The organism is Alkalicoccobacillus plakortidis (assembly GCF_023703085.1).
GTDB classification, from domain to species: domain Bacteria; phylum Bacillota; class Bacilli; order Bacillales; family Bacillaceae_D; genus Alkalicoccobacillus; species Alkalicoccobacillus plakortidis.
Map to the genome: position 1 here is coordinate 1,424,935 of NZ_JAMQJY010000001.1, position 13,825 is coordinate 1,438,759.

11 protein-coding genes, 3 pseudogenes and 1 riboswitch are annotated in these 13,825 nt (G+C 38.9%); of the genes and pseudogenes, 5 read left to right on the forward strand and 9 right to left on the reverse strand.

Features of this window, described 5'->3' with window-relative positions; translation table 11 throughout:
• Window positions 1-13 precede the first annotated feature (13 nt).
• Window positions 14-122, reverse strand: a riboswitch (SAM riboswitch).
• A 178-nt stretch (window positions 123-300) separates the two neighbouring features.
• Window positions 301-1,882 (forward strand): annotated as a pseudogene (gene pckA, locus NDM98_RS07630) (phosphoenolpyruvate carboxykinase (ATP)).
• A 44-nt stretch (window positions 1,883-1,926) separates the two neighbouring features.
• Here pckA and NDM98_RS07635 read toward each other — a convergent pair.
• The 7 genes and pseudogenes from NDM98_RS07635 to NDM98_RS07665 form a co-directional block, all read right to left on the reverse strand.
• Window positions 1,927-2,719: pseudogene (locus NDM98_RS07635) on the reverse strand (alpha/beta hydrolase family protein).
• A gap of 8 nt (window positions 2,720-2,727) precedes the next feature.
• Entirely contained in the window at window positions 2,728-3,192 is a 465-nt protein-coding gene (gene ytkD, locus NDM98_RS07640; protein WP_251605946.1) for an RNA deprotection pyrophosphohydrolase, read from the reverse strand.
• A gap of 62 nt (window positions 3,193-3,254) precedes the next feature.
• The gene (locus NDM98_RS07645; protein ID WP_251605949.1) at window positions 3,255-4,466 is read right to left on the reverse strand and encodes an MFS transporter; all 1,212 of its coding nucleotides are present in this window, start codon (window positions 4,464-4,466) and stop codon (window positions 3,255-3,257) included.
• A gap of 118 nt (window positions 4,467-4,584) precedes the next feature.
• A complete protein-coding gene (locus NDM98_RS07650) occupies window positions 4,585-5,076 on the reverse strand; it encodes a YwpF-like family protein (RefSeq protein ID WP_251605952.1) in 492 nt (163 codons plus the stop codon).
• A gap of 705 nt (window positions 5,077-5,781) precedes the next feature.
• Window positions 5,782-5,928, reverse strand: a complete 147-nt coding sequence (locus NDM98_RS07655) for a hypothetical protein (RefSeq protein ID WP_251605954.1) — start codon at window positions 5,926-5,928, stop codon at window positions 5,782-5,784.
• A 173-nt stretch (window positions 5,929-6,101) separates the two neighbouring features.
• On the reverse strand, window positions 6,102-6,257 hold the full coding sequence (locus NDM98_RS07660; protein ID WP_251605957.1) for a sporulation histidine kinase inhibitor Sda: 156 nt from the start codon (window positions 6,255-6,257) through the stop codon (window positions 6,102-6,104).
• A gap of 26 nt (window positions 6,258-6,283) precedes the next feature.
• Window positions 6,284-7,462, reverse strand: coding sequence for a MalY/PatB family protein (locus NDM98_RS07665; protein ID WP_251605960.1), 1,179 nt, complete (start codon window positions 7,460-7,462; stop codon window positions 6,284-6,286).
• A gap of 232 nt (window positions 7,463-7,694) precedes the next feature.
• Between NDM98_RS07665 and NDM98_RS07670 the strand changes: the two genes are divergently transcribed.
• From NDM98_RS07670 to NDM98_RS07685, 4 genes and pseudogenes are all read left to right on the forward strand, one after another.
• Window positions 7,695-9,140, forward strand: coding sequence for a phospholipase D-like domain-containing protein (locus NDM98_RS07670; RefSeq protein WP_251605963.1), 1,446 nt, complete (start codon window positions 7,695-7,697; stop codon window positions 9,138-9,140).
• 80 nt (window positions 9,141-9,220) lie between these two features.
• Window positions 9,221-10,776, forward strand: a pseudogene (locus NDM98_RS07675) (ABC-F family ATP-binding cassette domain-containing protein).
• A gap of 29 nt (window positions 10,777-10,805) precedes the next feature.
• Complete coding sequence (locus tag NDM98_RS07680) at window positions 10,806-11,426, forward strand: deoxynucleoside kinase (RefSeq protein WP_251605966.1); 621 nt, start codon at window positions 10,806-10,808, stop codon at window positions 11,424-11,426.
• Window positions 11,427-11,443: 17 nt separating this feature from the next.
• Window positions 11,444-12,124, forward strand: coding sequence for a deoxynucleoside kinase (locus NDM98_RS07685; protein WP_251605970.1), 681 nt, complete (start codon window positions 11,444-11,446; stop codon window positions 12,122-12,124).
• A gap of 113 nt (window positions 12,125-12,237) precedes the next feature.
• Here NDM98_RS07685 and NDM98_RS07690 read toward each other — a convergent pair whose 3' ends face one another.
• Together NDM98_RS07690 and NDM98_RS07695 are read right to left on the reverse strand one after the other, a co-directional pair.
• Window positions 12,238-12,855: a restriction endonuclease gene (locus tag NDM98_RS07690; protein ID WP_251605975.1), complete on the reverse strand. Its 618-nt coding sequence runs from the start codon at window positions 12,853-12,855 to the stop codon at window positions 12,238-12,240.
• Between the two features lie 72 nt (window positions 12,856-12,927).
• A complete protein-coding gene (locus NDM98_RS07695) occupies window positions 12,928-13,818 on the reverse strand; it encodes a glycine betaine ABC transporter substrate-binding protein (RefSeq protein WP_373370398.1) in 891 nt (296 codons plus the stop codon).
• Window positions 13,819-13,825 lie beyond the last annotated feature (7 nt).

The window sequence follows — 13,825 nt, forward strand, 5'->3', positions numbered from 1 at the left end:
GTTGTCCTTTAACCTCTTATCGTTCAAGGCAATGCCTTGCAGGTTAGCACCTTTCCATTTTATTAAAATGGTGGTTGTTGGGCTTCTTTGGGCCTGTCCCTCCGCCGGCTCTCCGATAAGATCCGTTCGCGAAAAATTATATAACATCGATACTGAAAAGTCAATCATAGCAAGGTTAATCAAAGTTTAATCACTATATCTAAAAAGACGCACATAAAGTATAGACTAATAATATTAATGTGTTATACTAATTAGCATTAACCAACCATATAAGATGATCATTCGAGAGGAGAATGCGCTTTGAAAACCATGAATATCCCGGTGAAATTAGAACAATTATTATCAAGTCCACAAACCAAACATGACCTATCTGTTTCTCGTTTGGTTGAACGCTCTCTCCAAAGAGGTGAGGGTATACTTACAGCAACAGGCGCACTTAGCGTAGAAACCGGTGCGTACACTGGTCGTTCTCCTAAGGATAAATTTGTTGTTCAAGAGGACTCGGTTCGTGACACCATTGATTGGGGTCCAGTTAACCAAGCCAATATCAAAAGAGGTCTTTACTTCGTTATATCATAAAGTTCTTTCTCACCTTGGTGAAAAAGAAGAGCTTTTTGCTTCTCAAGGTTTTGCAGGAGCAGATACTGCCTACCGACTACCAATTCAAGTCATTAATGAATTTGCGTGGCACCAAGTGTTTGCTCGCAAGCTTTTTATTCGCCCAAGCTCTACGGATGTAACGCTTGATCGTGAGCTTTTCACCATTGTTTCTGCACCAACATTTAAAGCAGAACCGACAATTGATGGAACGAATTCTGAAGCCTTTGTGATGATCTCCTTTGAAGAACGAGTGATTCTAATTGGTGGAACTGAATATGCTGGAGAAATGAAAAAATCAATTTTCTCAATTATGAACTACCTTCTTCCAGAGGAGAATGTCTTGTCGATGCATTGCTCAGCAAACACCGGTGCAGAGGGAGATGTGGCATTATTTTTTGGATTGTCCGGTACAGGTAAAACCACACTTTCAGCATCACCCGATCGTTTATTAATAGGGGATGATGAGCATGCTTGGTCTGAAAATGGTGTTTTTAACATTGAGGGTGGTTGCTACGCAAAGTGCATAAATCTTTCTGAAGAAAAAGAACCACAGATCTGGAATGCAATTAAATTTGGAACAGTACTTGAAAATGTGGCGGTTTCTGAGGAAAATGGTGAGCCTGATTACAACGACGTCTCGCTAACAGAGAATACCCGTGCAGCGTATCCAATTGATTACATTCCAAATGCACTTGAGCCAAGTATTGCCGGGCATCCAGATACCATAATTTTTCTAACTGCTGATGCATTTGGGGTTTTACCTCCTATCAGTAAATTAACGCGTGAGCAGGCGATGTATCATTTCTTGTCTGGATACACAAGTAAACTTGCTGGGACAGAACGAGGCATTACAGAGCCTGAAGCAACCTTCTCTACTTGCTTTGGAGCACCATTTTTGCCATTGCCAGCACACCGTTATGCTTCAATGTTAGGTGACTTGATTAGAACACATGATGTAGATGTATTCCTAGTTAATACAGGTTGGTCTGGTGGACCATATGGAGTAGGTCAACGGATGAAACTTACGCATACACGTTCTATGGTGCAAGCAGCCTTACAGGGAGAATTAGCAAATGTTGAGACAACCGAGGATCCAGTGTTTGGCTTACACATTCCAAAGCAGTGCCCTGGAGTTCCCGATGAGGTTCTTCAACCTAAATCAACTTGGACAAATCCAGATGCCTACGAACGAAAAGCGGCTGAGCTGGCAGATAACTTCAAGCAAAACTTCACAAAATTTACTGGCCTAGCTGATGAGATCACTCAAGCTGGACCAAGATAGAATAACGAAAAAAAGTGTTCATCATTTGATGACACTTTTTTTCGTTATTTAGATTGGGCTTTCATCCATATCGCCGCTTCATGTAAGGTACGTTGCTGCTCTTTTAGTGGAAATTGATGCGTGTATGCTGAAAAGTACCAAGCTCTCAACCGGCTTCTTTTTTTCAAGGAGTTGTTTCTCCAATCGATGAGCATGGTCAATTGAGACATGGTCATCCTGCTCACCATGTATAAGAAGCACCGATGCTTTCATTGATTCTAATTGCAGTGACGGGGTCCTCCACAGGTAGCGTTCAGGGTACTTTGTAGGGGTTCCTCCAATGACTCGCTTCATCATCCTTCTGAGATCAACACGCTCCTCGTAGGTGAGAAACATATCCGTAACCCCGTTCCAACTTATTATACTTTTGACCTCATCCCGATAGATAGCTGTCCACAAAGCCATTACTCCACCTCTTGAAAATCCGATCGCATGCATGCCTTGGTTTTGATCATAACGTTTGTTTTCTAGGAGCACATCTACGGCACTCACTGCATCCTCACGGTCATTTCCTCCAAAATCCTCGTTACCCTCTCCGCCGCGGTTTCCACGATAAAAAGGAGCAAACACAACAAAACCTTCCGAGGCCCATTGAATTAACCGCTGAACTCGAACCATTCCGACATTTTTGATTCCACCTCGAAGATAAATCAGACCTGGCAAGGATGAGCTCCAAGTAGGCTCAGCAAGGTAGCCTTTAACTCTTAACCCTGAACTCCAATACGTGATTATGAACAAGTGGATGTCTGGATGAGGTGATGGAACTTTCTGCTTCTGAATAATCTGCCCCACGTCAATCACACCTTTTACTTTTGAACATTTTGTATGTACTCTAAACAGTACTGTAATACCCCGTCTTTCATAATAAAGCTGTAGTCTTGATTTTCAGCAATTTGGTCCGGTAATTCATTTACTAGTACAGGTCCTTCTGTTTCAAAATAATTGTTTTGCTCTTCCACGTCATCAATCTCTGCAAAATAAATGTTCTTGCAAATTTGCTGATCGCTTATTGTGTATTGACCAATGTATTGTATGGTCTTCACGCTGGCTCCTGTTTCTTCAAAAACTTCTCTCCTAGCAGCATCGAGTGGACTCTCTCCTTGCTCCACTTTGCCGCCAGGAAACTCTAATCCGCGCTTTTTATGGTTGGTTAATAACCATTGATTCTTGTACATACATATTACCCAAACATGTTTAGGCATACTTGAGAACGGATCTTTTTTGAATGCAAGTTGAACCTCACGCTGATAGGCATCCATAAAGGTGTGCATAACCGAATTCTCCCTTGGCTTTTATAAGCAGTATACCTTCTTTTGCTTTTTATCGTCCATCTTCAGCTCCATGTGCTTTTGATTGTTTTCTCGGGTTTGATCATGATTAAGGTAAGTACTAAAGCAAAGCAGCACAAAATCGCATGTAAAAAAAATGTGATAAAATGATTTGCATTCATTAATGCGGCAAAAACCGGTGGCCCTAAAGCAACTCCTACAAATCGCATACTGCTATAGAGTGATGTAATTGAGCCTCGTTGTTCTTGTTTGATTCCTTCTGTTACAAACGCATCTAAGCTGGGTAATGCGGCGCCTATGCCTAAGCCTGCTGCAAATAAGGCTGTTAAAAGCACATAGATATCATTTGAGAACGATATCCACAGAATAGAGAGCGACACAATCGCCAAGCCACCAACCGTATACCACTTCATTAGCATTTTATCTTGACCAATTAGCTTTCCAGTTAGATAGGATGAGAAACACAACGCAGCAAGTGGAAACGCAAGTACCAAACCTTTTTTCATATCATGAATGCCATACTCTTTTTCAAGACTTGTTGATAAATAAAACAACAGCCCAAATATCAAATACATACACAAACCGCCAATAAAAAAAACGATAAACAACCATCGTCCCTCACGTTTAAATGTTTCTTTTATGGTTTGAATAAAGGCTTTAAATTTTTTCGGCTTATCTTGTCGTTCTGGTACTTTCACTAAAAAAAGAAGCATTCCAATCGAAATGAAACAAAAAAGTGGAAAGGAAAAAAAGGGAAGAAACCAAACAAAGGTAGCTAAAAATGCTCCTAAAATTGGACTAACTACCTTACCAAATGTATTAGATGTTTCAACTAAACCTAAACCCGCACTCACTTCTTTTTCTGTGGTAAATAAGTCCCCAACAAGAGGAAAAGCAATCGGTGCTGCCCAAGCTGCTCCTATACCTTGTAACAGTCTACCAACTAAAATCCACATATACGGAGAATCAATCTTCCAGGCTGCGATACCAGCTAACGCTCCACCCAATGCAGCAAGAAATAAGCTTGGAATAATGACTTGTTTACGGCCTACATGGTCGGATAGATAACCGGCAATGGGAATACATAAAATAGCTACGACAGAATAAACAGTAATTAACAGGCTTACTTGGACAGAACTAATGCCCAATTCTTTCTCAATTGTTGGTAGAACCGGAATTAACATTGAATTCCCAAGTGTCATAACCAACGGGATGGATGAAATGGAGATAATGCCCCACATGCTTTTTTGCTGCACGTATTTCACCTCCTTCTTAGATGTTTACGGTGTTCTTAGTATAAGAGGATCACTCGTATCTATACATGCACAAAAAAGAAGCTAACAGGTCTCTACCTATTAGCTTCTCATCATTCATTTATAACAATACGTATTTTCCACTTTCTTTTAAATCCTTATAAACCTCATTTAACGTTTTTTCAGAGTAAGACTCAAGGTTTTCAGTCCTCTGCTTAAATCGCTCAAGCAGGCTTTCTGTTGAATGTCCATCTGTTAAAAGATCTTCTAATACATCTTCTAATACATCATCACGACCAAGCACAATCCGCCCTTTAAATACGATGCTATAACCGTCACTTAATTCTGTAATGGTCTCGATGCTTGTAATCATCGCTGCTGGGTGATTATCCTTGCTTGTGATAATTACATTCAAAAAGACATGGCGGTTTGCTTTTTGTTCTCCCTCAAAAAAACGCAAATTTTCTTTTGGTACAACTGCATGAATAAACCAAGTTCGTTCCTTGTTTTCCATGTTGATAATGAGCCCATCTTTTATAGGAATCGATTCTTGTCTTATGGATTCATTGTCTCCCGCCAAAAGATAGAGTGCATAGAGCTTAAATGTCTTCATACAGACTGACACCTCCCATTGTGAACATACAGATCTATTCTTATTTAAACACAGTGGGCTCCTTAAGTAAATCTGTTCACTACCTACACAATACGGCGCAATGTAAGAAACAAAGCTAGAATATTCCGTCGCTCGGTTTAAAAATACACATGAGAAGATGGATTCTGCAGACATTCCGCTACTTGGATGGGGGGCACGCTTTCCGTGGGCGGGCGTTGAACTAAACTGGCTAGCGCCAGTGTATTTCAACCCTGCCCGTAAATCCCACTGGAGTCGGCCTCCCCCATCCCGTCCGCTATGTTGGAGCGTTAAATTTTTATAGATTGTTACTGGAAATTTAATTGATTGGGTAAATTAGTGTTTCTCAAATTTAAACCGGGAACAAACCAAAATTGAAAGAGTTTGAGGTAAAATCAAAAAATAAATGTTTTTAAAAGACGAACATCATTTTATTTATCTGTATAACATTAATAAAATTTCACTGACCCGTAAGTAACTTAATCCTATTTTAAAATCATCCCAAACTAGCGGAGTGTATGTCCGCAGCGAAAGCCCAACCTCCTATTTAATTGATGTACAAAAAAAAAGAACCATTATGTTGTCTCACTCACATAATGGTTCGGGTTTATAATTTGATCGCTTAAAAGTTCCAGCCTCAATATCTTACTATACCGTATACAGCTTGTCCTAGATTCATTTTTTCAGCTAAGAGCTTTTGACATTCTTATATACTGATTCAATTTGTTTTTCTTCAATCCATTTAATAAAGTCTTCTTCTTCCGTTGTTAAACTTCTGCCAAGTTTTATTTCGCAGTCATCAACTAGCTCTTCATATAAGTTTTTACATGTCATTGTAAATGCCCCATTTCTATAAGAACTTAATAGTTAAGCATCGCGACTTTCATACGCCATCCTCTCCATCAACTTATTCATAAATGTGGACGATATGACTTAATTATTCGGTTAACATGTATCTTCAACTCACACGTTCAGAATCCTGCTTGGAAAAAGTGAATTTCTCTCAGTTAAATAGTCGGAGCTGCAAAATGTGAATCTAATTTATGCTGTAAATTACGTTGTTCAAGCTCTTGATGCAGAAGCATAATAAAATCTTCACTTAAGCTAAGCTCTTTTGCTTTTACATACGCCTCCACCAACATATCATCTTGTAAATTATTCATTAGCCCTCCGACACACACTCCTATTTTTAAAATTGTTGTTTTTCGTATGCTTGTTTGATTTGGTTCAGTCCTTTTTGAAGTATTTCTCTTGGGCAAGCCAAATTCAGACGTTCAAAGTTCTCTGCTTCTTCTCCAAACATCGGTCCATGGTTTAATGCAACCTTTGCTTCTTCAACTAGCCACTGCTTCCGTTCATCTGCCTCTAATGGAAGTTGACTAAAATCGAGCCATAGTAGATAGGTTCCTTGTGGTTTGATCACGTTAATCTTTGGCATGTTAGTGTGAATAAAATCTGCCGTAAATTGATAATTCTGCTGAACATATTGCATCAACTCGTGAAGCCATTCTTCCCCTTCATTATAGGCGACTTCTGTTGCTAAAGCGGCAAACGAATTTGGACTATTCATAAAAGTAGATTCCAAATATCTTTTTAGATCCAGTCGTCTCTTCTTGTTTTGAATGACAATGTAGGATGCAATAATTCCTGCAAGATTAAACGTTTTTGTCGGAGCAAGACATGTGAATGTCCGGTCTGCCATATCCTCATTAATTGACGCGAACGGAATATGGTTGTATCCGTCAAATAATAGATCCGCGTGAATTTCATCCGATACAACCAACAAATCATACTTCTTACAAAGAGCAGCTAATTCTTCAAGCTCTTGTCTCGACCAAACCCGACCTCCTGGGTTATGTGGATGACAGAAAACAAGCATTTTTGTTTTTTCTGTGATGGACGCTTCAAGCTGAGTAAGATCCATTGTAAATTGCCCATTTTCATCTTGAAGCAGAGGGTTTCTAACAATTGAACGGTCATTTTTACTAATGACATCGTAAAAAGGATAATACACAGGTGTCTGAATGATGACTTCATCACCAGGTTCGGTGAACACCTTCACAAGATTGCTGATCGTTGGCACAATTCCAACAGTGTGAACGATTGAACTTGAATCAATTTCCCACTCATATCTCCGGCTTGCCCAATTAACAATGGCTTCATTTACAGAAGAAGAAGGTGTTATGTATCCAAACACTCCTTGTTGCACTCGATTGGTTAGTGCGTCAAGCACAGGCTGCGGAGCTTTGAAATCCATATCTGCAACCCACATCGGTAATAAATCACTTGCTCCATAACGTTGTTCTAATCCGTCCCACTTTAAAGAGTTTGTCCCTTTGCGTTCAATTACTTCATCAAACCGATACATCCTGACACTCCTTCTTTCTGTCTAACAAAGTCATCCAATGTTAGAGCAGCCATCTCTTTATTTCGATAAAAGTCATGCATATCCTGTTACTTCTTCTAAGCTTTCGTTCGACGAATTTCGGTAAAAACTCATTTGATTTTTATTCTACACATCCATTGCTTCAAAAATCAATTGTTTAAGACTCACTTTATTAAGGAATGGTAAGGTCAGATTGATATAAAAGGAGCAGGTCATGAAATCAACTAAATATACCAAAAAACATCTTCTACTTATCCTTCCAGTACTATTTGTCATTATTTATATTGGCACCATCACCTATGGAGTCAATCGACCGCTTCCGAATGAAAACATATCGTATAAAAGTGAACTAAAACCTGTGATTGACCCCGTTTTTCTAACGGATCTTTCTTATGCAAAAAACGACAACCGAGTGCTTGAGCAAGATATTTTTGATTATATAAATGAAATGATTAATAACGCAGATGAATTTGTTCTATTTGATATGTTTCTTTTTAATAACATCTATGGTGAAGATGAAAACTTCCCTGCCTTGGCGGATGAAATGAGTAATGCGCTCCTTAAGAAAAAACAAGACGATCCAAATGTAGCGATTACAGTGATCACTGACCCAGTAAATACCATGTATGGTGCAAACCAACCGGATCATCTAGAACGACTTTCTCAGGCTGATATCCCTGTCATTATTAGCGACCTCGATTCATTACGAGATTCCAATCCACTTTATTCAGGCTTTTATAAACTGTTTTTACAATGGGATAGCTTAAAGCTAATCGATGGCTTACCTAATGCTCTAGGTACCAATGGAAAAGACGCCAACCTGCATTCTTACCTTACTTCCTTAACTGGTAAAGCCAATCACCGAAAAGTTGTGTTGACCGACCATGAAGCCCTTATAAGCTCAGGCAACCCTCATGATGCGAGCGCATACCACAACAATGTAGCTATCGCTTTTAAAGGAAGTCTCTTGGAGGATTTACTCATTACTGAAGAAGCTGTTACCCAATACTCAGCAAATCAATCCATTAAAACTAATGAATACATGCCTGAAACAGTAGGCGAGCAGTCAGAAGTATTAGGTCAAATTTTAACTGAACGCCCTATTCATGAACGTGCACTCTCAATCATAAATGAAGCTCAAGAAGGTGATACGATTTGGATTGCTCTTCTATATTTATCAGAGTCTAACATATGTGATGCTTTAATAGATGCAGCTAATCGTAATGTTTCTGTTCAACTTATTCTTGACCAAAACATCGAATCGTTTGGCAATAAAAAAATCGGATTACCTAATAAGCCAGTTGCCTATCGATTAATGAACGAAGGTAACGACAATGTGCAAATTCGTTGGTATGAGACTGAGAAGGAGCAATATCACCCAAAGATCCTCTTCCTTGATTCAGATCATACATCGGAGATCCTTAGTGGATCAGCAAATTTCACTCGTCGCAATCTCGAGGATCTAAATTTAGAGACAAATATTTATCTTACTGCCTCATCAGATACCGAGATTATGAACGATGTAAGAGACTATTTTGAACGTATTTGGACAAATGAAGATGGCATTTATACTGCTGACTATGAAACCTATAAGGATGAATCACTTTGGCTGAGAGGAATCTTCTTTATTCAGAAACTCACTAAACTTTCAACCTTTTAAACCATAATGAGCACTCTGACATCTTTCAATGAGTATGGTAAACTAGAGGGTAGAGATTGCAGAGAAGAAGGGTGTTAAAGATGAGTGTTTTATCCGTAAGTAAGCTGAGCCATGGATTTGGTGATCGTGCTATATTTCAGGATGTTTCTTTCCGTTTATTAAAAGGAGAGCATATCGGTTTAATTGGTGCAAATGGTGAAGGTAAGTCAAGCTTTATGAATATTATAACCGGCAAACTTATGCCAGATGAAGGCAAAGTGGAATGGTCAAAAAATGTACGAATTGGTTATTTAGATCAACACACGACTCTTCAAAAAGGGCAAACCATGCGAGATGTGCTAAAGAGTGCATTTCAGTATCTATTTGATATGGAAACAAGTATGAATGCTCTTTATGAAAAAATGGGTGATGTTGATGCAGAGCAGCTAGAGAAGCTGTTAGAAGACGTAGGTGTTATTCAAGATACACTGACGAATAATGACTTCTATATCGTTGATACAAAGGTTGAAGAGATTGCCCGCGGTCTTGGACTTGACGAGATTGGCCTTGATAAAGATGTAACTGATCTAAGTGGTGGTCAACGAACGAAAGTCCTGTTAGCAAAGTTATTATTAGAAAAACCAGATATCCTGCTTTTGGACGAGCCGACAAACTATTTAGATGAGCAGCATATTAATTGGTTAACACGTTACTTACAAGAATATGAAAATGCATTTATTCTTATTTCGCATGATATTCCTTTTTTAAATCGTGTTGTGAACTTGATCTATCACATGGAAAATCAGGAATTAAATCGCTATGTAGGTGATTATGATCACTTCCTTGAAGTACATGAAATGAAAAAACAACAGCTTGAATCGGCTTTTAAAAGACAGCAACAAGAGATTTCACAGCTCAAAGACTTTGTTGCCCGAAACAAAGCACGTGTTTCGACTCGGAATATGGCGATGTCTCGTCAAAAAAAGCTTGGATAAAATGGATGTAATTGAGCTTGCAAAAGAGAAGCCCAAACCAGATTTTCATTTCCATACAGCTAGAACTCCATCAAAATACATCTTTGAAACAAAGGAATTAGTCATTGGATACGAGGAGCCTTTAACAAGACCACTCAACCTCGAGCTTATTCGCAATTCGAAAATTGCCTTAACCGGGGCGAATGGTATCGGAAAAACAACATTACTTAAAAGTTTACTTGGGCTCATCCACCCTCTTCAAGGTGACGTTATCAAAGGCGAATATCAGGAAATTGGCTACTTTGAACAAGAAGTAAAGGATTCAAACAAAACGTGTATTGAAGAGATATGGGATACGTTCCCTTCCTTCACCCAAGCAAGAAGTACGATCTGCCTTGGCAAGATGTGGGCTGACCACTAAACATATCGAGAGCAAAATTATGGTATTAAGCGGTGGCGAAAAAGCAAAAGTCCGACTTTGTAAATTGATGAACTCCAAAACCAATATTCTTATTTTAGATGAGCCGACAAACCACCTGGACGTCGACGCAAAAGCGGAACTTAAGCGAGCTCTGCAAGAGTATAAAGGAACGGTATTGTTAATCTGTCACGAACCTGAATTTTATGAAGGATTGGTAACAGAAGTTTGGAATTGTGAAGATTGGACAACTAAAGTTATTTAGGATTAAAACCAGTCATAAGGGGAAATACGATGTCAGAACATACACCATTTATTGTGGTTGAAGGACCAATCGGGGTGGGCAAAACAACCCTGACAAAATTATTAGCAGCTGAATTTTCATACGCAAGTCTCACTGAAATTGTAGAGGAGAACCCGTTCCTTGGTAAGTTTTATGAAAATATCGAGGAGTGGAGTTTTCAAACAGAAATGTTTTTCCTATGTAACCGGTATAAGCAGCTTGAAGATACGGCCGAGAAGCTTCAAGCTGGTGTGCCTGTTGTTGCTGATTACCATATTTTCAAAAATCTCATTTTTGCAAGACGTACTCTTCCAAAAGACCAGCTTGATAAATACATTAGGATTTATAATATCCTCACAGAAGAAGTGCCTGAACCTACAGCTATTGTTTATATTCACGCAAGTCTTCCTACATTACTAAAGCGTATAAATCAAAGAGGTCGAAGCATTGAGCAGCATATTGAGCCAGAATATTTAGAGCAGCTGATAACAGACTATGAAGAAGCCATTGCATCCATGTCGGCTATGTATCCTCACGTGCCAATTATAAAAATTGACGGTGACAACTATGATTACGTTGAAAATCAATCAGATCTTGATTACATATACAACTTAATTCGAGAAATCACATAAATAAGGAGATCATCATATTGAATTTACGAGAGAAATATAACATACCTAGTCATGCATTAATTACCGTTGCTGGTACTGTTGGAGTTGGCAAATCAACATTAACCAAAGCACTTGCCTCTGAATTAGGCTTCCGCACTTCTTATGAACAGGTAGATAATAATCCGTATCTAGATAAGTTTTATGCAGATTTTGAACGTTGGAGCTTTCATTTACAGATCTACTTTTTAGCTGAACGCTTTAAAGAGCAGAAGTTAATGTTTGAAGCTGGAGGAAATTTCATTCAAGATCGCTCCATTTATGAGGATACAGGCATCTTTGCCAAAATGCATGCAGATAAAGGTACCATGTCTGCGGTTGATTACACAACGTATAAGAGCCTTTTTGATGCTATGGTTATGACTCCATACTTTCCTCATCCAAATCTGTTAATTTATTTGGATGGTAGCCTTGAGGATATCCTAAGCCGTATTCAACAACGCGGAAGAGAAATGGAAAAGCAAACTCCACTCTCTTATTGGGAAGAGATGTATGGACGCTATCAAAAATGGATTGCTGAATTTGATGCCTGTCCTGTTTTAAAGATTAACATTAATGAATATGACCTTATAAGCGATCAACAATCGTTAGAGCCGATTATCGCTAAAATTGGTGATAAAATTAGTCATCCAGGGGCATTGTCGAGTTCAGCTCGGCAATAAGTTATACCTTAAAAACCCGTAGCACTAAGAAAATAATTAGTGCTACGGGTTTTACGTTATTCTAAGTAGAATTAGTTTCATCAGCTGGAGCTAGTTATGTGCTCTGACTTTCGTTATTTCTTATAAAAATATTCTCCTGCTTCGATCCTGTTCCTTGTTACTTTTACGGATTCAAGCATGCCGGTTTGTTTTGTTTGTTCTGGCATGACTGGATGATCGACAATCTCTCTTGCTTTTTCCATTTTCCCCTGTTTGCACAGCTTGAGAATTTCTTCAAGCTCTTCTCTCATCAGAAAGCTAATATCAGTTGCTCCTGCAAGTTTCCAACACGAATCTGTGACGCCTTCTGCTGAAGTGATAATCAGGGCTAAATCCGCCTGATAAAATGATTTAGCTGCAAATATCTCCTGAACGGAGGTCAATCCCAATTTCGCTTGGTAGCGTTTTGCCTGAACAATAATCTTATTTCCCTGTTCGTTTATAAATAGTAAATCAGCACCATAATCACGGCTTTTTTTTGTTAGATACGTTTCATAACCAATTGCCGTAAACAATACCTGCAAATAGTCTTCAAAATCGTGACCTGACATTTGATCAATATCTTTTAGCGTAATCTTTGCAACATCATATCTTTTTTTCTTTTTTAAACGTAGAATCAGCCATAAAAGACTGATGATAACTGCGATACATAGTATAAAAATCCATGCTCCATTGCTTTCAAAAAACGACATACTCTGTTTCCTTCCTAAAAAAAGAGTGCATAACCCGAGGGCTAGCACTCTTTAGTATAAAGCTTTTTGTTCTTATTTCAAATCTTCAATAGAATCAATGTCCATATATGCAGGAACAACTAATCCTGTTTTTGCACCTTCAAAGTTAGGTCCAAGATCTACTACTTGATCTTTGTAATCCTCATAATACGCTTCATGTGTAAGTGGCAACCATCCAGCAACCATCGCATCCTGTTCACCTTCAGCAATAGCAGTCCACATAAATGCACTTTCCATAGAAGCAGTTTCAACTGTGTATCCTACTGATTCAAGCACAGTTTTCACAACGTTAGTAGAAGCAATTTCAGAATCCCAAGATACATATGCAAGTGAAATGGTTTCTCCATCAACTTGGTCAACGCCGTTTGTCCACTCATCTACACGATCTTGATTGCTTTCAACCCAGTTAGCTGCAGCTTCTTCAGGGTCTGTACCTTCTTGAATGTCTAGCATTACTTCACCCATCTCGTCCTCAGTCCAATGGAAGTTATCTAGAACTGTGTTCGCTTCAGGAGCGTCCTCTGCTAAACCTTCACGTGTAAATGTGTGAATGCTTTCCTCTTCACCAAATACACCTTCTGGATCATCAAGATATTTTAAATCATATGTTGCAAACATCCAGTGAGGAGTCCAACCTGTAACAACAATTGGATCTTCATTATTAATTGCATTACCAAGAGCTTCAGTCATTGCAGCACCAGAGCTTGCTTGTAACGCAAGGTCTAAACCGTATGTGTCAATGGCGTTTTGAGCAGCAGTCATTACACCTGCACCACCATCAATACCTGTGATTTCTGATAAGCTAGAAGCATCTGCACCTGAAGAATCGTCGCCAGAATCTGCACCATCGTTACTGTCTCCACAAGCAGCCAGTGCTAGGATAGACGTTAAACCAATAGCAAGTCCTAGTTTTTTTGTATTCATTTTCATA

What these genes read in the sequence shown, in the direction of transcription:
- NDM98_RS07660 (WP_251605957.1), bottom strand. Translation starts at nt 6,257, where the DNA reads ATGAATAATTTACAAGATGATATGTTGGTGGAGGCGTATGTAAAAGCA.
- NDM98_RS07650 (WP_251605952.1), bottom strand. Translation starts at nt 5,076, where the DNA reads ATGAAGACATTTAAGCTCTATGCACTCTATCTTTTGGCGGGAGACAAT.
- NDM98_RS07690 (WP_251605975.1), bottom strand. Translation starts at nt 12,855, where the DNA reads ATGTCGTTTTTTGAAAGCAATGGAGCATGGATTTTTATACTATGTATC.
- NDM98_RS07680 (WP_251605966.1), top strand. Translation starts at nt 10,806, where the DNA reads ATGTCAGAACATACACCATTTATTGTGGTTGAAGGACCAATCGGGGTG.
- NDM98_RS07670 (WP_251605963.1), top strand. Translation starts at nt 7,695, where the DNA reads ATGAAATCAACTAAATATACCAAAAAACATCTTCTACTTATCCTTCCA.
- ytkD (WP_251605946.1), bottom strand. Translation starts at nt 3,192, where the DNA reads ATGCACACCTTTATGGATGCCTATCAGCGTGAGGTTCAACTTGCATTC.
- NDM98_RS07655 (WP_251605954.1), bottom strand. Translation starts at nt 5,928, where the DNA reads ATGACATGTAAAAACTTATATGAAGAGCTAGTTGATGACTGCGAAATA.
- NDM98_RS07695 (WP_373370398.1), bottom strand. Translation starts at nt 13,818, where the DNA reads ATGAATACAAAAAAACTAGGACTTGCTATTGGTTTAACGTCTATCCTA.
- NDM98_RS07665 (WP_251605960.1), bottom strand. Translation starts at nt 7,462, where the DNA reads ATGTATCGGTTTGATGAAGTAATTGAACGCAAAGGGACAAACTCTTTA.